14 protein-coding genes and 2 pseudogenes are annotated in these 20,832 nt (G+C 62.1%); 12 read left to right on the forward strand and 4 right to left on the reverse strand.

The features are described 5' to 3' along the window. Positions 1-302 precede the first annotated feature (302 nt). Entirely contained in the window at positions 303-578 is a 276-nt protein-coding gene (locus E4P82_RS10490; RefSeq protein ID WP_169248830.1) for a hypothetical protein, read from the reverse strand. 165 nt (positions 579-743) lie between these two features. Beyond that, positions 744-5,573, reverse strand: a complete 4,830-nt coding sequence (locus E4P82_RS10495) for an NAD-glutamate dehydrogenase (RefSeq protein WP_169248831.1) — start codon at positions 5,571-5,573, stop codon at positions 744-746. Between the two features lie 473 nt (positions 5,574-6,046). Between E4P82_RS10495 and E4P82_RS10500 the strand changes: the two genes are divergently transcribed. The 3 genes from E4P82_RS10500 (at position 6,047) to E4P82_RS10510 (ending at position 7,745) form a co-directional block, all read left to right on the forward strand. Beyond that, positions 6,047-6,253: a hypothetical protein gene (locus E4P82_RS10500; RefSeq protein ID WP_169248832.1), complete on the forward strand. Its 207-nt coding sequence runs from the start codon at positions 6,047-6,049 to the stop codon at positions 6,251-6,253. A 55-nt stretch (positions 6,254-6,308) separates the two neighbouring features. Next, positions 6,309-7,073, forward strand: a complete 765-nt coding sequence (locus E4P82_RS10505) for a hypothetical protein (RefSeq protein ID WP_169248833.1) — start codon at positions 6,309-6,311, stop codon at positions 7,071-7,073. 108 nt (positions 7,074-7,181) lie between these two features. Continuing rightward, positions 7,182-7,745, forward strand: coding sequence for a DUF924 family protein (locus E4P82_RS10510; protein WP_169248834.1), 564 nt, complete (start codon positions 7,182-7,184; stop codon positions 7,743-7,745). 128 nt (positions 7,746-7,873) lie between these two features. Here the strand turns inward: E4P82_RS10510 and E4P82_RS10515 are convergent, their stop codons facing one another. Next, positions 7,874-9,025: a glycerate kinase gene (locus E4P82_RS10515; protein ID WP_169248835.1), complete on the reverse strand. Its 1,152-nt coding sequence runs from the start codon at positions 9,023-9,025 to the stop codon at positions 7,874-7,876. A gap of 98 nt (positions 9,026-9,123) precedes the next feature. Next, positions 9,124-9,834, reverse strand: coding sequence for an alanyl-tRNA editing protein (locus E4P82_RS10520; protein ID WP_169248836.1), 711 nt, complete (start codon positions 9,832-9,834; stop codon positions 9,124-9,126). A gap of 328 nt (positions 9,835-10,162) precedes the next feature. Here E4P82_RS10520 and E4P82_RS23670 point away from each other — a divergent pair, with 328 nt between their 5' ends. The 9 genes and pseudogenes from E4P82_RS23670 to E4P82_RS23985 form a co-directional block, all read left to right on the forward strand. After that, positions 10,163-10,342, forward strand: coding sequence for a trypco2 family protein (locus E4P82_RS23670; RefSeq protein WP_420887095.1), 180 nt, complete (start codon positions 10,163-10,165; stop codon positions 10,340-10,342). Positions 10,343-10,373: 31 nt separating this feature from the next. Beyond that, positions 10,374-11,903 carry a trypsin-like serine peptidase gene (locus E4P82_RS10530; RefSeq protein WP_169248838.1) on the forward strand — a complete coding sequence of 510 codons (1,530 nt, stop codon included), beginning with the start codon at positions 10,374-10,376 and terminating at the stop codon, positions 11,901-11,903. After that, positions 11,900-12,958: an AAA family ATPase gene (locus E4P82_RS10535; protein ID WP_169248839.1), complete on the forward strand. Its 1,059-nt coding sequence runs from the start codon at positions 11,900-11,902 to the stop codon at positions 12,956-12,958. Before E4P82_RS10530 ends, E4P82_RS10535 begins: the two co-directional genes overlap by 4 nt. Before the next feature lie 1,790 nt (positions 12,959-14,748). Next, a complete protein-coding gene (locus E4P82_RS10540) occupies positions 14,749-15,213 on the forward strand; it encodes a formylglycine-generating enzyme family protein (RefSeq protein WP_281383680.1) in 465 nt (154 codons plus the stop codon). Beyond that, positions 15,170-16,522, forward strand: a complete 1,353-nt coding sequence (locus E4P82_RS22820) for a formylglycine-generating enzyme family protein (protein WP_169248841.1) — start codon at positions 15,170-15,172, stop codon at positions 16,520-16,522. The genes E4P82_RS10540 and E4P82_RS22820 overlap by 44 nt, the downstream gene beginning before the upstream one ends. 44 nt (positions 16,523-16,566) lie before the next feature. Beyond that, positions 16,567-17,112 (forward strand): annotated as a pseudogene (locus E4P82_RS23675) (Rpn family recombination-promoting nuclease/putative transposase); the annotation flags it as partial. Positions 17,113-17,302: 190 nt separating this feature from the next. Then, complete coding sequence (locus E4P82_RS23680) at positions 17,303-17,590, forward strand: DUF4351 domain-containing protein (RefSeq protein ID WP_420887096.1); 288 nt, start codon at positions 17,303-17,305, stop codon at positions 17,588-17,590. Positions 17,591-17,694: 104 nt separating this feature from the next. After that, entirely contained in the window at positions 17,695-18,594 is a 900-nt protein-coding gene (locus tag E4P82_RS10555; protein WP_312914737.1) for a formylglycine-generating enzyme family protein, read from the forward strand. A gap of 1,177 nt (positions 18,595-19,771) precedes the next feature. Beyond that, positions 19,772-20,812: pseudogene (locus tag E4P82_RS23985) on the forward strand (winged helix-turn-helix domain-containing protein); the annotation flags it as partial. Positions 20,813-20,832: the final 20 nt, after the last annotated feature.

A 20,832-nucleotide genomic window follows, 5' to 3' on the forward strand; every position in this document is an offset into this window, starting at 1 on the left:
GACTGACCCGCGCCCTGCCATTGGCGCTGGGCGACGTGTCCTGCTGTTCAATGCGGCGTTGTACGGTCTAATCCTGCTTCGCCGCTTGCGCCGGAACAGGCGAAGGGATTGAAAAACCCTCCGTTTCCGCCCGGTGGCGAAATCCTGGACAGCCGTCCAAATCCCGTGGTCTCGCGAAAAACAAGGATTTGCTCCAAAGACTGGTTTATTGGTCGCTGGAGCAGGGTTGCTTGACACCCCCTCCCCGACACGGGAAGGGGGATGAACGCATACGATGGAGAAAGGCTTGAGGATAGGAATGGTTACGTTCTGAAAACCGGACAGCTATTTTCGGGTATGGGGCGGTGCATTTCACACAGGCGCTCTTCCCAACGGCGGACATCGTTCTCCATGGAACCCAAGGTGAAGAGTTGGCCGGTGATGTAATCGCCGAAGGTGCCCAGACGCGAGTTCTGGTTAGCCAGGGACGCGCCCAGGTGTGGGTCTTCACGAATCAATAATGCGATCTCCCGAGTGGAATCGATCGCGGTTTGCAGTGCCGCGTGCAGATCGGACAAATGGTGTTGCAAGTCGCTCATGCCAGCGCTCCCCAGCAGGTTGGCCATTACTCCAAGGCTCCACCTTGGCGGAGTTGGGTGGGATAACCGTCCGATGGTAAAGCGGTTCATCGTTTTTTTCACCTCCCCCGCTTGCCTGCGATCGCGGGAAGAACGGTTGCCATGTTTGACCGCGGCCTCGTCGAATCAGTCCTCGCTCCGCCGCACCAGACTCGCCATCTCCCTTAACGCGACCGACAACATCGCCAAATCCGGTTGGCCCGCCGCCCGCAGGTCGGCGAACACGCCCCGGCAGCGCTCGACACCGGCCTGATTGTGCGCCAGCCAGCTTTCCAGCCGTTCCTCCGGGGTTTGCGCGTTGGCGGTCGAGCGCAGCACATCCAGGGTCAACACTCGGCCCTGGTCGTACAGGATGTCGAGCAGCGCCGCTCGCGAGCGGTTCTGCCAGTGATTGGCCACCGGCAAATCGAGGATGCTTTGCCGTAGCCAGTTCAGCGTCAGCCGATTGGTCAGGCCGAAATACACAGTCGCCACCACGGTTTCGGGTAGTGCCGTCTGCGTCGCCACCTCGATCAGGTCCAGCGCCGAGAACAGCGCCCCCAAGCTTGCCGCCCAGTGTGCCAGCTCGGCCGGCGCCCCCGCCGCCGTCAGTTCTCGGCAGGCCGACTGAAAGGCTTCCCGTTCGTCCGTTTGCAGCAGATTCGGCAGTTCGACCATCAAGGTCGTCACTCCGGGATTGAACTGTTTGACCACCGCCTCGATCGCCAGCGGCGGTCGGCGATGCCGCAACAACCACAGGCTGGCGCGTTCCAGCAATCGCTGGCTGTAGCCGATCATGGTGGTTTGCACGGATGCGAGCACTTGATTATCCAATGCCTCGATGGCGCTCCATAATCGCCGGGCCTCGAAGATTTCCCGCGCGGCGCTGTAGGCGCGGGCAATGGTTGGATAGGTCTCGCCGGTTTCCTCCCACAGCCGGAACGCGAAGGTACTGCCCATGCGGTTCAGCGTACTGTTGGTGATGTAGGTGGCGATGATCTCGCGCCGCAGCGGATGATCCCGCATCTGCTCGACAAAGCGCGCCTGCAACGGCCGGGGAAAATACATCAGCAGCTCGTTCTGCAAATACGCGTCTTCCGGCACGTCGGAGGCCAACAGTTCCTCGTACAGCGCGATCTTGCCATAGGCCAGCAGTACCGCGAGTTCCGGCGGCGTCAGCCCCTCGCGGGCCGTTTCCCGCTCCACCAGCTCCTCGTCGTCGGGCAGGAATTCCAGGGCGCGGTTCAGCTTTCCGGCCTTTTCCAGGGAGCGCATGACCCGAATGTGGTCGCCCAGCGACTCCGCCGCCTGGGCACGGGTCAGGCTGATGGCCTGGGGTTGCAGATAGTTTTGCCGCAACACCAGTTCTCCCACTTCGTCGGTCATGTCGGCCAGCAACTGGTTGCGTTGCTTCTCGGTCATGTCGCCGCTGACGACCACCTGGTTCAACAGAATCTTGATGTTGACCTCGTGATCCGAGCAGTTGACGCCGCCGGAGTTGTCGATGGCGTCGGTGAGCACCTGGCCCCCGCCGCGCGCGAATTCGATCCGGCCCAGTTGGGTCAGGCCCAGATTGCCGCCTTCCCCCACCACCTTGCAGCGCAGTTCGTCGCCGTTGATGCGTACCGCGTCGTTAGCGCGGTCGCCGACTTCGGAATCGTTTTCCCGCCGGGCCTTGACGTAGGTGCCGATACCGCCGTTCCACAGCAGATCGACCGGCGCCTTCAACAGGTTGCGAACCAGTTCATTGGGCGTCAGCCGCTCGGCCCGGATGTCGAGCGCTGCGCGCGCTTCCGGGCTGAGCACGATGGACTTGGCGGCGCGAGGGTATACCGCCCCACCCGCCGACAACAGGGATTTGTCGTAGTCGTCCCAGGAGGAGCGGGGCAGGGCGAACAGGCGTTCCCGCTCGCGGAAGCTGATTTCGGGATTGGGATTCGGATCGATGAACACATGCAGGTGATTGAAGGCCGCCAGCACCTTGAGGTGACGCGACAGCAACATGCCGTTGCCGAACACGTCCCCGGACATGTCGCCGATGCCGACCACGGTGATGTCGTCGCGGGTCTGGATGTCCTTGCCCATTTCCCGGAAATGGCGTTTGACCGACTCCCAGGCGCCGCGCGCGGTGATGCCCATTTTCTTGTGATCGTAGCCGGCGGATCCCCCGGACGCGAAGGCGTCGCCCAGCCAGAAGCCGTAATCGGCGGAAATGCCGTTGGCGATATCGGAAAACGTGGCGGTGCCCTTATCCGCCGCGACCACCAGATAGGGATCGTCGCGGTCGTAGCGGACCACTCGCGGCGGCGCGACGACATGGCCGGCGACTCGGTTGTCGCTGATGTCCAGCAAACCGCGAATGAAGGTTTGGTAACAGGCGATGGCTTCCCGCTGCAAGTCTTCCCGTTTGGTCGGGGGTTGCTTGAGCACGAAACCGCCCTTGGCGCCGACCGGCACGATCACGGCGTTTTTCACCATCTGCGCCTTCATCAGGCCCAGCACCTCGGTGCGAAAATCCTCGCGCCGATCCGACCAGCGCAGACCGCCGCGCGCCACCGGCCCGCCGCGCAGGTGCACCGCTTCCACCCGAGGCGAGTACACGAAAATCTCGAACATCGGGCGCGGCAGCGGCAATTCGTCGATGCGGGTGGGATCGAATTTGAAGGACAGATAATCCTTGGGTCGTCCCTGAGGGTCGGTCTGGAAGAAATTGGTGCGCAAGGTGGCCTGGATGATGTTCAGGAACCGCCGCAGAATGCGATCCTCATCCAGACTGCTGACCTTTTCCAGCGCCTCCTCGATGGTCACCAGCAGGGCGGTGGCGTGCCGTTCGGCGCCGTCGCGGGCCTCGGGCGCGAACCGGGCGTGGAACAGATCCACCAGCATGCGGGCGATCGACGAATGATCGCTCAGGGTGCGTTCCATGTAAGCCTGGCTGAACGGGATGCGGGTTTGCAGCAAATACCGGCAATAGGCTCGCAACATCGCCACGTCGCGCCATGGCAGCCGCGCCGCCAGCACCAGCCGGTTGAAACCGTCGTTTTCCGCCTCGCCGGTCCAGAGCCGGGCAAAGGCATCCTGGAAAATATCCTTGACCTGAGGGGCATCCACCTGAATGCCGACATCCTCGCGCATGTTGAAATCCAGCACCCACAGTCGAGCGCCGTCGCGAGTGGCGATTTCGTAGGGACGCGCGGTCAGCACTCGCAGACCCATCCGCTCCAGCATCGGCAGCACGTCGGACAGCGGAATTGGCTGTTCGGGGCCGAAGACCTTGAAGCGCAAGAGTCCTTCCGGGTCTTCCAGGGGTCGATACAACCGCATGTCCAGCGGGTAGGTGGCGCAAATCCGGTCCAGTCGCAGAATGTCGCTCACCGCAGTGCGGGCGGTGAAATCTTCCTTATAAGCGGTGGGAAAGGCTTGGCCGTAGCGTTGGAACAGAGTGTTGCCCTGTTCCTCGCCGCATTGTTCCAGCAGGGCGCGCTGCAATTCTTCCTCCCAGGATTGCGTGGCCTCGCGCAACTGAGCTTCCAGCTCCGATATGGAATTCTCGGGAATCTTTCCGGGCTTGGCGCGAATGGAAAACCAGAGCTGCGCCATGACCGATTCGTTGAACTGGGTGGTGAAAGTGGAAGATTCACCGTTGAAAGCCTGCATCAGGATGTTTTGGATCCGCAGCCGTACTTCGGTGTTGTATTTTTCCCGATGCACATAGACCAGACAGGAAACGAAGCGGTCGAACGGGTCCTTGCGGGCGAACAATCGCAACCGCTGCCGTTCCTTGAGGTGCAGGATGCCGGTGGCGATGTCGAGCAACTCGTCGTCCGTGGCCTGAAACAGATCGTCGCGGGGGAAGGTCTCCAAAATGTTCTGCAGGGCCTTGCCGGCGTGGCCCTTGGGCGAAATGCCGGAACGGGCCAATACCCGTTCGATCTTGCCGCGCAGCAGCGGGATTCGTCGCGGATTGGTGTTGTAGACCTGAGCGGTGAACAGACCCAGAACCAGTTGTTCGCCGACGATCTGACCGTCGGCATTGAAGCGTTTGATCCCCAGATAATCCAGCGGCACCGGGCGGTGGACGGTGGAACGGGCGCCGGCCTTGGCGATGATCAGCGGTTTGGCGAACTGGGACGAGCGACCCAGTTCCAGCGGCAGCATGGCCAGATCGCGGGAAATATCGCTGTCGTCGCTGCGCAGCAAGCCGAGACCGGAACGGGGCACGGCACACAGCGACAGTTGGCCGTCCTTCTCCAGCAGTTCGTAATCGCGATACCCCAGGAAGGTGAAATGTTCGTTGGCCACCCAACGCAGAAATTCCTGCATGTCACCGACTTCCGAGGCGTGCAGGGGTAACTTGGCGGTTTCCAGACCGGTGGCGATGCCCGTCAGCCGTTCTCGCATGACCGGCCAGTCCTCGACGGCGGCGCGCACGTCGCCCAGCGCGCGCAGCAGCCCCGCCCGCAGATCGGCCATCAACTTGGGATCGGTGATCCGGTCCACCTCGAAATGCATGGTGGCTTCGCTGATGCCTTCATCGGTTCCGCCTGGAAGAATGCGTTGCAAATGACCGTCGGCATCGCGCGTCACCCGCAGCACCGGATGGATGACCTGGTGCACCGTGAGACCGTGCCGATTGAGTTCCATCGTCATGGAATCCACCAGGAACGGCATGTCGTCGGTGACAATCTCCACCACGGTGTGGGTGCATTGCCAGCCGTGTTCCTCGAAGCTGGGATTGTAGACCCGGATGATCGGGATGCCCGGTCGCCGCTGGCGGCTGAGATTCCAGTGGGACAGGGCCGCGCCGTACAGGTCTTCCGGGGCTCTTTCGAGCAAGTCCTCGGTTGCCACCCAAGCGTAATAATGGCGCACGAAAGCCTGTGCCATGTCCACCGACGGTTCGGGCAAACGCTCCCGCATCAGTTCGGTCACACGTTCGATCAGTTGCGCCGCTTTGTCCGTGAGTTTGCTGGTCATCCACATTACCTCGCTGGGTTGTTGTCGTTGTCGGGTCGGCACGCCACCGATACGGGTTCGGCGGTTCGGTTTTTGGACGGTCGGTCCGGGTCAGGCGCCAAATGCCGTTGCCGATGGCTTGGCGCCATAACCTGAATCGCCACGCGCTCGATCCCTTTCAGGGGCTACCTTGCGTCTACATTTTCCAAGAGGGGTTTTTTCATGATAGTCGTTGGCAACGGCGCGAGTGATAAGACATGGCTGGTTCAAGGACCGGAAGCGCCGTCGGCGACCCTTGTGAGAGTCTTGAGGAAACCCCATGACACATTCCGAAAATATCGCCAATACCATGGAAGTTCAGGTGTTTTGGTTCGCGGTCACGCCGGAAACTTGCAGGTTGGATTAGGCCATGGGCCGCAACCCAATATTTGGATCTTTTGGGTTACGCGCCATGCGTTAACTCAATCCACATCCATGGCCGACACGATTGCTATATGGCCGAGGTCGTTCGCTTTCGGCCTGTCCATGCTGAACCCGTCGCGCAAGCCGAAATGAGCCGGCGAGAGGTTCATCTTGAGCGATCTTCCGACACCGAGACCTTGCTTGAAACCTTCGAGAACTCCCAGCCTTCCTTCAAGGAAGGAGGTGTCATCAGCGCCATGGCATTGAATTCCGAGCGTTCCCTTGGTTTTGGCAAGTAATGTGCTCCGGTCGGTGTCCTAAAATCGTAATGAGTGACTCTAACTGGAGAGAAAAATGGCAAATCCGACAGTGACATTCTGGATTTCGGCGTTTATCCCAAAAACGGTGAAGGGCTATACCCAGGCCATTACCAAAGGGGTGCACTTGGGCAAAACGGCCGTGCCCCTGCCGGCCATTGCCCGGACCTGGCCGGGCAACTGGACCAAGGATTGGAATGCGGGCTACCTTACCGACCAGCGGGGCTTTAGTAATTCGCAAAGCGCCAGCCATCGCATGCAGTCATCCGCCATCGTCGATCTCGTCACCAAGCGCATGCTCCATTCCGCGCATACGACATCTGGAACAACGGAAGTGAACCTCGTATCCGGCGCGCAAACGGGTTTCAAGAACGCCGACATGTCGCGCTGTTCGATGACCCAGAAGGCGCCGACGTTCCCTGGTCCGCCTCCCTTTGGTGGCATTGGCGCGCATCTGCGAGCGACCCAGGGCGGCACCACGTTTCCCGGTCAGACGCGACCGGACCCGCCCGCGACCGGGCCGGCCGAGCTGCACCTCATTGCGAAAGCGGGTGATCCATTGGTCGGCATGGCGGCGGACATCGACTTCGTTGGTGTGTTTACCGTATCGCCGACGAGTGGCGGTAAGTTCAGTGTGTCGTTTAACGGGAAAATCGATGATTTTCCAGCCTACGAGTGCTATGCGACCTTCAACGGCGTGACCAAGACCTTGTTTACCAATTCACCACCTGCCGGGAACACGGTCGTCGATCTGCTGGGCTTCGCGAAGAGAAGCGTGTCGGGTTCGGTGTCGTTTCCTTGAACCGTATTGGCATGGCATCGGCCGCGGAATGGCCGATGCTTGCTGGTGGGCGATTGAACGCATCGACGGCGGCGTGGCCAATATCTCTGGAAAATTCGGAGAAACCCCATGACACATTCCGAAGGTATCGCCAGCGCCACGGAAATCCTGGAGTTCTGGTTCGCGGCGGAAGTCAAGCCACTGTGGTTCGCGTCCACGCCGGAGTTCGATGAGGCGCTGCACGAACGCTTTCTGGTCACGTATCGGGTAGCGGCAACCGGCCAGTTGGAGGATTGGGAACGGACGCCGTTGGGTGCGTTGGCTCTGGTGATCGTGTTGGATCAATTTCCGCTGAATCTGTTTCGGGGCCATCCCAAGAGTTTTGCCACCGAAGCCGCCGCCCGCGTGGTGGCGGATCGCGCCATCGCGCGCGGTTCCGACCGGGAGATGGGCCCGGAACAACGGTTGTTCCTGTACCTGCCGTTCATGCACGGCGAGGCGCTGGCGGACCAGGAACGCTCGGTGCGGCTTTTCCAGCAAGCCGGGCTGGAAGAGAGTCTGCGTTTCGCCCGCCACCACCACGATCTGATTCGCCGCTTCGGCCGGTTTCCGCACCGCAACGCCATCCTGGAGCGGGAGAGCACGCCCCAGGAGATCGCCTACCTCGCCTCACCCGAGGCGTTTCTCGGCTAGGCCATGAACCGCCTCGACTTTCCCGTAGGCCCCAACTGTTGAGAAGATGGGGCCATGAGGGCGTCGATAAACTTTTCGCCCGCTGGGCCTACCCTTTACGTCGGCGCCGCCACTGGACGATATCGGCGCTATCCTGCTTCGGCGCGGCGGTGGCCCGCCAGGAAAGCGCGCACCGCTTGTTCAGCGGCGACGGCCAGATAATCGCCACCGGCCGTCATCGCCTGCTCCAGGCTGACCGGTCCCGGACACAGGCTGAATACCGCGTCGATACCCCGCTCGTACAGGGATTCGAGACCGCCACCGACGCTGCCAGCGATGGCGATACAGGGTATGCCGAGCGCGCGAGCACGTTCCGCCACGCCGGCCGGGGCCTTGCCAAAGGCGGTTTGAAAATCGATCTGGCCCTCGGCAGTCAATACCAAGTCCGCGCCACGCAGTTGTTCGTCCAGGCCGATCAGATCCAGCACCAGATCGACGCCGCGTCGCAGTTCAGCGTTCAGGAAAGCCTTCAAGCCCGCGCCCAGACCGCCGGCCGCGCCGGCGCCCGGCAACTCGCGCACGTCCCAGCCGAGATCGCGCTCGATCACCGCCGCCAGATGAGCCAATCCAGCCTCCAGCGCCCGCACCTGTTCGGGCGTGGCGCCCTTCTGGGGGGCGTAGACACGGGCCGCGCCGCGTTCGCCCAGCAACGGGTTGTCCACGTCGCAGATCGCCTCCACTCGCAGCCCGGCTAGCCGTGGATCGAGTCTATCGAGATCGATGCGTTCGATGGCGGCCAGTGCCCCACCGACCGGTTCGACCGGAGCGTCGTTCTTGTCCAGGAAGCGCGCGCCCAGGGCCGTCGCCATGCCGATGCCGCCGTCGTTGGTGGCACTGCCGCCGATGCCGATCACCAAATGGGAAATTCCCAGATCCAACGCCGCCGCGATCAGTTCTCCCGTACCGAGGGTGGTGGTGAGCATGGGGTCGAGCCGATCCCTGGACAACAGCGCCAGGCCGCTGGCGGTCGCCATTTCGATCGCCGCCAACCGCCGCGCGGGCACATGGCAGAACGTGGCGAGCACGGGATCGCCGCGCGGGCCGGTGACGGTGACGGTGCGCGCCTCGCCGTTCAGGGCGTTGATCAGCACGTCGGCTAGTCCGTCGCCGCCGTCGGCGACCGGAACCCGCGCGATCTCAGCGTTCGGACAGGCCCGCGCGACGCCGCGCGCCATGGCCGCCGCCGCCTGGGTGGCGGTCAGACAACCCTTGAGGGCGTTGGGAGCGAGTACGATTTTCATGGGGTTCCACCCGGCGTTGGCACGGCATTCCACGCAAGATATCGCGAGCCCGGCGAATTCGCCCTCGGTCCGAAGGCGCGCCCGCCGCCGTCGCTCGCTCAGGCGAAGCCGATCTCGACACGCTTGTTGCGTTTGCCCTCGCTGCGGATGCGCAATACTTTGATGCGGCCGATCTCGGCGAGGTTGCGGACGTGGGTGCCGCCACAGGGTTGCAGGTCGATGCCTGGAATCTTGAGCAGGCGCACCCGGCCGGCGCCGCGCGGTGGCTGCACGCTCATGGTCTTGACCAGTTCGGGCTGAGCGTCCAGTTCGGCGTCGGTGATCCAGACCGTTTCCGTGGCCACAGCGCGTTCGATCAGGGCATTCGCTTCCCGTTCGATGCGTTCGGCGTCGAGCAAGCTCATGTCGATGTCGAAATCCAGCCGGCCCTTGTCAGCGGCGATGTTGCCGCCGGTGACCGGCGCGACGACCACGCAGGACAGCACATGCAGGGCGGTGTGGATGCGCATGTGGGCGTAACGGCGCTCCCAGTCGAGTTCCGCCGTGACCGCATCGCCCACTGCCAGAGCGGGCGCGTCCGGCTCGGGTAGGTGGACGACGGCATCCGACCCTTCGCCGTGGCGAGTGTCGATCACCCGCACGGTCACGCCATCGGCCCGGCGCAGTTGGCCGGTGTCGCCGGGTTGTCCGCCGCCGCGCGGATAGAATACGGTGCGGTCCAGTTCGATGCCGTGTTCGGACACGGCGGTCACCTGCGCGGTGCAGGATTGCTGATAGGCATCGTCACGAAAGAGCAGTTCGCAGGCCATTTTCTTTTTCCTTCGGTTGTGGTTATCCAGAGTTATATCAGGGATCGATTTTCACGATGCCGGGTTCCCGCCAATGGTATCAATCCGTCTTCCTCGATGATTCCATGGCGGCGACCGACATGTAACATTTCGTCGCGGGTCGGACAGGAATTGCCAGGTGTCATGCGCTAATCTGTCTCGTATCCCACACACAAGATAGGTTGTCATGGAAAACATCGAACTGTCGGAAATGCTGGGTCAGTTGCGTGAGGAGTTACTGAAGACACGAGGCCAGAGCGAAGGATCGGATCTGAAATTTCAGGTCTAGGACATCGAGATCGAATTACAAATCGTCACCACCAAAGGTGGCAAGGGCGGTGGTGGGGTCAAGTTCTGGGTTTACAACGCCGAGGCCGAGGTCAATGCGTCTCATGCCAAGACACAAAAGCTGAAGCTCAAGCTGAAGCCGGTGGTGGGACCGAACAGAGAGCGACTCGATGTTAAGGATCAAGATAAACGGGGCGATTGAACCGGGCACCTTGGCAGCTTGAGACAGGCCCATGCAGAAAGACCTCCTTGTTGCCATCTTCGCGGCAACGGATACCAAGGACCCGACAACCGGCGTCTTTGGCACCGGCTATCCGATGACGGAAGACCTGATCCTGACTTCGCGGCATGTGGTCATGCCCGAGAATCAGAACATTCCGGGACGGATTGAAGTTAAGTGGTTCTATGACGAGCAGCCAAGCTGGATAAAGGCCGATCTGGTCTGGTCTGGACAGGGCGATTTGGACGCCGCACTGGTTCGTTGTCGCCGGCCGGAATATCTGCGGCGGTTCGAGCTTGGCCGGCTGGTCGAGCGCCGACCCACGGAGGGCGAGCGCTGGCAGAGCGCCGGATTCGCTCGCGCGAACAAGCGCGGTGACGTGCGCGAACCCGGTCAGTTCGGCGGGACCTTACGGTCGATGGCCGATGGAGCTTTCTTCTTTGAAATCCTTGAGGATGCTCAGCCCATTGCCGAGGAACAATGGAAAGGTGTCTCCGGTATGCCGGTGTTCGTCGGGTCCGGGCTTCTCGGTGTCGTCAAGCATGTTCCGCCGAATTTCGATCACAAGAAACTCGAAGCCGTCCCGGCTTGGCGGCTGCTTCGAGATGAAAAATTCAGAGAAGCGCTGGGCATCGACGAGCAATGCAAGCGCCTGGAAAGTGCCCGAAAGTTGCTTCGCCGGCTACTGGAGCGCAGCGATGCGGCCACCGACGATTTTGCCGCCGAGCTGGAGCTGCCGCGCGACGACATCCCCAAGTGCCGGGAGCAAATCGTCGAGCGGTTACTCGTCGAAGAGCTATCGCCGGAGCGTTTATTCAAGCTGGCGCTCTCGGTCCAGGACAAGCGGCGCGGCAAGAAAGATCGCCCCGGCATGCAGGTTGCGAAAGATCTGGTGCTAACCATTCTGCCGGCTATCCACGATGCCACAGTCGTCGCCGACGTGCGTCGGCACAAGGGCGACCATTCCGTCTGCCCCCTGGCGTTGCCGACGAAGTTGCGGACCTTGGCGGAGATCATCATGGCTGCGGCGGATCGCCGCGCGGCGTCGCTGCGACCACAGCCGTCCAAGCACGCGGACCCGGAAGGTGTGGCCAGCCTACCAGAGCCACCGGAGTCCGGTCGCGACCCCGACGGCAAGCAGTTTTCGCGAGATTGGCGAATCCACCTGCTGGAGACTTTCGAAACCGACCCGGATCGCTTCGAGAACACTTTCAAGGATTACCTGAAAGAACGCTTCATCCCGAGCCACCTGAGATCGCTCGGCGCGGACGTTTCCGAAGAGGAGCTGCTGGATACGATCGCCGCTCAGCTTCGCCTGGAAGCCGAGTCCCGCGATGGTGGTCTGACCTACTATTTCATCGCGCGGATGCCAAACAATCCCGAGGCGCGGCAAAAGCGAGAAAGCGTCTTGGCCCAGTTGAAGCGAACGTTCCCTCACATCGCTTTCCTGCGGTTAACCGGCGGCGAGCCTTTGAACGTCGAGTGGGAACGCTACAGCAAGCTGCGCGATCTCCTCTACCACGACCCGGAGGTCGACCGGTGAAATTCCTAGACATCGCCGATGACGCCGTCGTCGAACTCGCCGCCACCGGTGACATGCCGGAAGCCGTCCACCAGTTCGAGCCGCGCCAGATTCGTGCCGTCAACGCCGCCCTGGCTGCCCGCCGGCCGTTGCTGGTGCGCGGCGAGCCCGGCATCGGCAAGTCCCAGCTTGCCCGCGCCGCCGCCAAGGGTTTGGGCCGCGCTTTCGTCCCGCACACGGTCGATGCGCGCACCGAATCCCGCGACCTGCTCTGGCATTTCGACGCTGTTGCACGTCTCGCCGAGGCCCAGTTGCTGGGCGCACTGGACCGGGTGGCCAATCTCGATACGCTCGATCCGGCTCCGTCGACAGCGGAGAGAGGCGGCAAACCCGAGGGGCCGAACATCCGTGATCGGCTCGCCATTGCGCGCTTTCTGCATCCTCGCGCGCTCTGGTGGGCGTTCGACTGGAACGGCGCGCTGGACCGAGCGAAGGCCATCGGCATTTCGGCGCCGCCCCAGCCCGACGGCGGCGATCCCGCCAACGGCTGCTTGGTATTGATCGACGAGATCGACAAGGCCGAGATGGACGTGCCCAACGGCCTGCTGGAGGCGCTCGGCGTCGGCAGTTTCCATCCGCAGGGCTGCACCGAACCGGTCAAGGCGACCGGTATCGCCCCGCTGGTGGTCATCACCACCAACGAAGAGCGTGCCTTGCCAGATGCCTTCGTGCGTCGTTGTCTGGTTTTGCATTTGCGCCTGCCGTCGGACCCCAGAAAGCTGGCGGAACGCCTGATCGCACGCGGCCATGCCCACTTCGACCGTCATAAACCGCCTGCCTCCGACAAGGTACTCCAACATGCCGCCGAGCTGCTGGTCGCGGACCGCGAGACCTCTCGCGAGAACCACTGGCTGCCGCTGCCCGGTCAGGCCGAATATCTGGACCTGGTGCGCGCCGTCATCACCCGCGAGCGCACCGCCAAGGCCCAGGAAGCCTTGATGGAAAAGGTGGCCGAGTTCATCTTGAAGAAACATCCCGATGCCTTCCAGCGAATCCCCGAGCAAGACGCCGACTAGACCGAGGGGCGCTTGCGGGCGCGCGGATCTGGCGGTGGCCCTGGCCGACGGGAACACGGACCTGGCGCTGGCGATGGCTCTGGCCGACGGGAACGCGGCTCTGGCACTGGCGGTGGCCGAGTTTGCCGGCTACGAGTGGCGGGCACCCGAGAAAGCGCCGAAGAAACGGCTGAAGAAAGAGCCGGACGGAGACGGTGGCGAACGGCCGGAACTGCCGTCACCGGAGATCGTCGCCCGCCCGCTCGCCGAAACGCCTTTCTGGCAGCAGACGCGATATGAACCCATCGAAGAAGGCGAACCTGCCCCCCGGCCCCCGACAACGCCTTACCGGGGCTGGAACCTGCGGCCCAAAAACCCGCCGACGATTCCACCGCTGGCCGATTGGCGCGAGCTGGAGCCAAAGCTGCGCGGTCCGCTCTGTTTGCCGCAACCAGGCCGGGCGGTCGATCTGGAATTGACGGTGCGCCTTCTCGGCCAAGCCCTATTCCTCGCTGAACTGCCGCGCGAGCGTTGCCGCCGCTGGGGGCCGACCCTGCACGTCATCGAGGATCGCAGCGCCCGGCTGATTCCGTATCGCCTGGATCAGTATCTCGTCCGCGAAGCCCTGCGGCGCTTGCTACCGGTCCACGCCTTGGGCCGAAGCGTGATTCGCGACGGCATGTCCGCTCCGCGACTGCCCGAAGGCGGCGCGGGGAGCATCGTGCTGGTACTGGGTGATCTCGGCTGCCAATCCGGCACGCGAACGGAACTTTGCGAGCGCTGGCTGCGCCTCGGCCGCGACCTGCGCGCCGCCGGCCGCGTCCCGGTGGCGCTGGTGCCCGGTCCGCTGGAGCGGTGTCCGGCCCGGCTGGCCGAAGTCTGGCGGTTGATCTCGTGGGAGCGTCCGCGCCCGCGCGATCCCGAGGAGTCGCTCGAACAGCGCGCCGAGCGCCTGCTGCGGCTGGTATCCCCGGCGGTGCGCATCGAACCCGGCCTGTTGCGCGCCGCGCGCCTGTTACTACCGCCAGATCAGGCCGATGCCGGCACCGAGGCCGATGTGTGGCAACACCCGGACCTGATCGGCCGTTCCGCTGCCGGCGCTACTTTAAACCCGGAGCGAGCCAAACAATTGCGTGACGAGTTCTCGTCTCGGCTTGCGCCCGATCTTCAGGCTCGTTTCGCCGGGTTGCTGCGCGCCTGGCGCGGGTATCTGCCGGAGGAAATCTGGTTCGAGGAATTGCTGAATCTGCCGCCCACCGCCCAGGCTGCCGCCGAAGTTGTCCAAGATTTGCCCTGCGCCCGTGATTATTTCACTGATTTTGTGCGTGATTGCGGCGAGGGTGGCACGGCCGCAAGCGGCAGCGATCTGGAATGGTTCGGCCGTGTCGAGCGCCGCGCCGAGCGGCTGTGGGGAGATGAGCGGGTCGGCGACGATCTCCAACGCCTGAGCTATGCCTTGCATGAGCAGGACTCGAACTATCGATTTCCCACCGATTTCCACCCGGATTTGATTCGGCGACCGGATCGTCCGGTACGTCGTCTCGCCATCAAACAACAGGGCGGAACGCTGGAGTTCGTCGCTGCGGAGGCGCTTCCGAGCGGGAGTCATCTCGCGGATTGCACTAGCCGCAACGGCTTGATTCAGGTCGAACCACTGCCCACCGACCCCGACCGCAACGCCTTCTGGCGCTCCGGTCAACCCCCGAGCTGGGCTGACGACTGGGGCACGGACGACTACGGCCACTGGGTCACCTTCAGCGTCGAAGGGGTTACCCAAAAAAATGCGCTGGATCGAACCCGGTGCGTTCCTGATGGGTTCGCCGGAAGACGAGCCGGAACGCTACGACGACGAGGGTCCCCAGCATTCAGTAACGCTCAACCGAGGTTTCTGGCTGTTCGACACTACCTGCACTCAGGCACTGTGGGAAGCAGTGACGGGCGAGAACCCGAGCCAATTCAAAGGGGTCGATCACCCAGTGGAACGCGTAAGCTGGAACGACTGTCAAGCCTTTCTCCGGCGAGTCAACGACCTCTTGCCTGGACTTGACTTGGGCCTACCTTCCGAAGCCCAGTGGGAATATGCCTGTCGCGCTGGTACCACAACTCCCTTCAGTTTCGGTGCCACCATTACTCCTGAGCAGGTAAATTACGACAGCAAATATTCATATGTGTATCCCTCCATGCGTGGAGAACAGAGTCTCTATCTGCGAAAAATCGTGCGGCGAAAAAACCATGCCAGTGGCAAGTCTGCCGCCGAACCCTTGGGGTTTGTATGAGATGCATGGCAATGTCAGGGAATGGTGCCAGGATCACTGGTACGATGACTACCAGAACGCTCCGATCGATGGTTCGGCGCGGAAAGGACGCAATGCCGACGCGAAGCGCGTCGTGCGCGGCGGGTCTTGGGACGTTGATGCGCGCTACGCACGCGCGGCGTACCGTTACCACTACGCTCCAGGTCACCGCTACGACTACATCAGCTTTCGCTGTGCCCGAGTTCGATCAGGTGCAGAGCCAACCACCAAACCCGAGCAAAGCCAGCCTGGCGGAGCAACCGACGCGGAACCCACCCTGCTGCGTCTCGATGCCAGCCCGTCTCCAGTCCGCTGCCCATTGCCCCAGGCGCCCGCCTTTTTCATTCACACCGACCGCGAACGCCTGATGTTTCGCCGCCTCACGAAACCCACCTGGGCCAGCGCCATCGGCCGTGACCGTTTCGGGTTGTGGTGCGAAATCGAGATCGATCCGGGTCACGGCGAACCAGTCATCCAGTGTTTGCGCTGGATTCCGCCAGGACAGTTCTGGATGGGTTCACCGGAAGAGGAGACGCGCGGACTGGCGAAGAATGACGACGAACGAAAATGGTTCGAGTGGGAACATCCCCGCCACCTCGTCACCCTGACCGAAGGCTACTGGCTGTTCGACACCCCCTGCACCCAAGCCTTGTGGGAAGTGGTCATGGAGAAGAATCCCAGCCGGTTCCAGAGTCCGACCCGGCCGGTGGAACAGGTGAGTTGGGACGACGTGCAGGATTTTTTGAAGCGACTGAACGGGCGGATTCCCGATCTCGATCTGACGCTGCCCAGCGAGGCGCAGTGGGAATACGCCTGCCGGGCGGGGACCGAAACAGCCATCTACACGGGCGAGTTGGCGATTCTCGGCGAACGCATCGCTCCAGCGCTCCATCCCATCGCCTGGTACGGCGGTAACAGCGGCGTCGATTTCGATCTGACCGACGGTGAGAACAGCTCAAGCTGGCCGGAAAAACAGTACCCGCACACGAAGGCGGGAACGCACCCGGTCAAGCTCAAGCAAGCCAATCCTTGGGGCCTGTACGACCTGCTCGGCAATGTTTGGGAGTGGTGCCAGGACGACATGAGGGATTACGATCAAAATACCCAAACGAATCCCATGGGCTCGCTGGAGGCCGGCGCGGGCCGTGTCCTGCGCGGCGGGTCCTGGTTCCACCTCGCGCGCAGCGTGCGAGCGGCGGTCCGCCTCGCGGACCACCCCGACTTCCGCTACGACCGCATCGGCTTTCGCTGTGCCCGAGTTCGAGGTGAACCCGGCCAGCCGACGGAATGACGAGGTCATTGGAGGCGCTGGGGGGACCGGCTACACTGTCGGCCATGAGCCACGACGACGACGCTTCGTACAAGACGCTGTTTTCGGCCCCGGAAGTAGTGCGGGACCTGATCCTGGGCTTCATCCCGGACGACTGGTTGCACGGCCTGGACTACCGCACCCTGGAGCGGGTCTCGGGTAGCTACGTCACCGATGACCTGCGCGACCGGGCCGACGACATCGTCTGGCGGGTGCAAGTGGGCGGGGAATGGGTCTACCTCTACATCCTGATCGAATTTCAGAGCACGGTCGATCCCTTCATGGCGGTGCGAATCATGACCTACGTCGGACTCCTGTACCAAGACCTGATCAAGCAGAAACAAGTGCTGCCCCGGCGCCGCTTGCCCCCGGTCCTACCAATCGTGCTGTACAACGGCGACGGCAAATGGACGGCCGAGACCAACGTGGCCGATCTGATTCCCCGAACGCCGGGGCTGTTGGCGAAGTACGTGCCCCATCTGGAGTACTTGCTGATCGACGAGAATCGGTACAACGTGGCCGAACTGGCGGCGATGCGGAACCTGGTGGCGGCGGCCATCCGGTTCGAACGTCCGGAAAACGAAGCATCGTTGATGGCATTGATTGACGTGTTGAATGAATGGCTGGCCGGCAACCCCGAACTCAAGCGGATTTTCGCGCTGTGGATTCGGGCGATGGTGTTGCGGCATAGCCGGAATCGGCTGGTGTTGCCGAAGGTGCGTGATTTGAAGGAGTTGAAGATGACTTTAACCGATCGGTTCGATGCTTGGATTCGCGAGTACGAGCAGAAGGGCCTCGAAAAAAGGCCTCGAAAGAGGTCTCAAAAAAAGGTCTCGAAAAAGGCCTCGAAAAAAGGCCTCGAAAAAGGCCTCGAAAAAAGGCCTCGCGCAGGGCGAGGCCTTGCTGTTGCAGCGGCAATTGGCGCGGCGGTTCGGCCCGTTGCCGAGCGACGTGATAGCCCAACTTGGCACAGCGACCACGGAACAGCTCGAATGCTGGGGTGACCGTGTTTTGGACGCGGCCAGCCTGGAAGACGTCTTCCGCCCCTAAAGAGAGCGCCAAGCGGAGCCATGGAACCCCGTCTTCGCCCGGTTGCGCGCGCCGCGCAAGAAACTGGCCGGCGGAAGGGGCTTTGAATTGACCATAAATTGATCGTGAACGCTCCCTCCATCATCGACACCGCTTGGCATCCGCTGGCCACTGGTTGCCCACCCGACTGGGCCAGCGGCTGGGGGCAAGATCGTTACGGCGTCTTCGTCGAGTTCACTTTGCAAGAGATCACCCAACGGCTGCGCTGGATACCACCGGGACGGTTCTGGATGGGTTCACCGGAAAAGGAGCCGGGCCGCTATGACAATGAGGGTCCCCGCCATCGGGTCACGTTCAGTCAGGGATTCTGGCTGTTCGACACGCCCTGCACTCAAGCGCTGTGGGAAGCGGTGATGGGAAACAACCTGAGTCGATTCCAAAGTCCAACCCGGCCAGTGGAACAGGTCAGTTGGGATGACGCACAGACCTTCCTCAGTAACATCAACGAACAGATTCCTGGCCTCAATCTAGTGCTGCCCAGCGAAGCCCAGTGGGAATACGCTTGCCGGGCGGGCACCGAAACCGCCATCTACACCGGTGAGTTGACCATCTCGGGTAAGAACAACGCGCCGGCACTCGATCCCATCGCCTGGTACGGAGGCAACAGCGGGGTCGATTTCGATCTAGCTGATGGTGAGGACAGCTCAGGTTGGGTGGGGAAGCAATATCCGCACACGCGGGCGGGAACGCACCCGGTCAAACTCAAGCGTGCCAATCCCTGGGGACTGTACGACATGCTCGGCAATGTTCTGGAGTGGACACAAGATCGTTGGCACGAAAACTATCAAGGTGCTCCAACGGACGGCTTGGCTTGGGAAGGCCAAAATATCAATGGGAGGCATACCTTGCGTGGCGGCGCTTGGGACGGTAAGGCACGTTTCGTTCGCGCATCGTCCCGCGTTGACCGTAGCCTCAGCTACCGCAGCGATCTGATTAGCTTCCGCTGCGCCCGAGTTCAGTCGTGAATCTGGCCGGTCGGAGTGGAGCGCTTGCCCGTCCGACCCTGTTCCACCGACCGCGCCCGAATGGCCCGAGTGACTCCGGGAGGGGAAAACGTGACCGAACAGAGTGTTCGGCTGTTGGTGTTCGCCGTCCGGCACTGGGTCGTGCTGAAATATCTTGGCGTGCTGTTGCGATCAATCCGCTGATCGGCTCGGCCGGCATCGCGTCGATTCCCATCGCTGCCCGCGTCTCCCACATCGTGGCCAACCAGGAAAAGGCGAGCCATGAAAAAAAATCTACACTTGTAAGATTCCGTCCCCGTCGTCATTGGATGATTGCTGTCGACCCTCGCGCTGCGCGCATCCGAGTATTTGAGACTGGCGGCAGATGACGTGCGCCCGAACGGTCGATTGAATCTCCAAATCCCTTTGCATCGCGGAGAAATGACAATCTCCTTTCGATAAGTTGACGATGCCCTAATTAACGCAACGGACCCACCAAATGTCTTCGCCTGAATACTCGCCTCTGCTCAAGACGAAGATCAGCATTCCGCCGCCACGGTCACAATTGGTTTCCCGAAACCGACTGCTGGTGCGCCTGGCGGAAGGCGCGAGCGGGCCACTCACACTCATCTCCGGTCCCGCCGGCTTTGGTAAGACGACCCTGATCAGCGACTGGATCAGCACCAGCGATGACCACCGCCATGTCGCCTGGTTCTCGCTTGATCAGGATGATAACGATCTCGTGCGCTTCGTTTCCTATCTGGTCGCTTCCCTGCGGACCGTCGAACCAGGGATCGGACGGGCGCCGCTGTCCTTGCTGGGCTCCCTGCAAACCCCGACGCCCAAAGCCCTGATGGTCCAGTTGCTCAACGAAATCGTTGACGTATCGACCCCCATCGTGCTGGTTCTGGACGACTATCATATGATTGAAGACCCGGAGATCGATGCAGCTATAACATTTGCTGTCAATCACTTACCTGAACAACTGCGACTGATCATCGCCACCCGCGAAGAGCCGAAGCTCCCTTTGCCCCGCTGGCGGGCACTCGATCGCATCACCGAAATCGGTCTGGAGGATTTGCGCTTCTCGGACGAGGAGGCTGCGCTGTTTTTGAACCGGACCATGGGGCTCGAACTCGACGCCGAGTCGGCGAAGGTGCTGGAGACGCGAACCGAGGGCTGGATCGCAGGGCTCCAGATGGCGGCGCTTTCTCTGCGGGGTCATTTGCGGGTCGAGGGAGTGAATCATCTTGCGGAGGCCGTGGAGACCTTCAGCGGCGAGCACCGCTATGTGATCGACTACCTGGCGGCGGAAGTGCTTCGTCAACAGCCGGCGGAGATCCGAGCCTTTCTGCGCCAAACAGCGGTATTGGATCGGCTCTGCGCCTCTCTCTGCGATGCATTGACCGATCGAACAGACAGTAGATTGATCCTGACCCAGCTCGAACAGGCCAATCTGTTTCTGATCAGACTCGACGACCATCGTCAATGGTACCGCTACCACCAACTCCTCGCCGATTTTCTGCGGGTCGATCTGAGTGCCGACGAACAAGCGGCACTGCACCGGAAAGCCAGTACCTGGTATGAAGCCAACGGCTTCGGTACCGAAGCGGTCAAACATTCCCTGGCGGCAGGGGACATTTCCACGACCGTATCATTGATCCGCGCCCATGTGGACGAGATGTTATGTCGGGGCGAGTTCCCTGCGGTGCTGGCCTGGTTGGAGACGCTGCCCGATGGCACGATCCGCGCCCATGGCGACCTTGCCGGTTATAAAGCCTGGCTGTTATATCTGCGCGGCCGGATCGAAGAGGCCGAGGCGTATTCCCCATCCGCCCACACGGCCGAGCACGCCGACATTCCCTCCACGCATCAAGCGACGCTGTTGGCCTTCCAGGCATTCCTGGCCATCAATCGGGGCAACCCGGAAAAAGCCGTGGCACTCGCTCGGCAAGCCCTGGACGAACTACGCGAAAGCGGGTCCTTCTTCCACACCTGTGCACTCAGCCTGCTGGGCCATGCGCAACGCCTCTCCGGCGATCGGAAAACGGCCATCGAAACGCTCAGTCAAGCCGTGCGGCTCGGTCAGAAGCTCGGCAACCACTTAATCACCCTGGACGCGCTCGGTAATCTGGCGCCGCTGATGTATGCCCAGGGCCGTTTACGGGAGGCGATGCTGCTTTGCTGCGAGAACGTCGAGCGTTACGTGGATGTCCGAGGCAAGCCGCTAGCGGTCGCCGGCCTGGTCTACGTACCGCT

Origin of the sequence: Candidatus Competibacter phosphatis (genome assembly GCF_012939995.1) — a bacterium.
GTDB lineage: Bacteria > Pseudomonadota > Gammaproteobacteria > Competibacterales > Competibacteraceae > Competibacter > Competibacter phosphatis.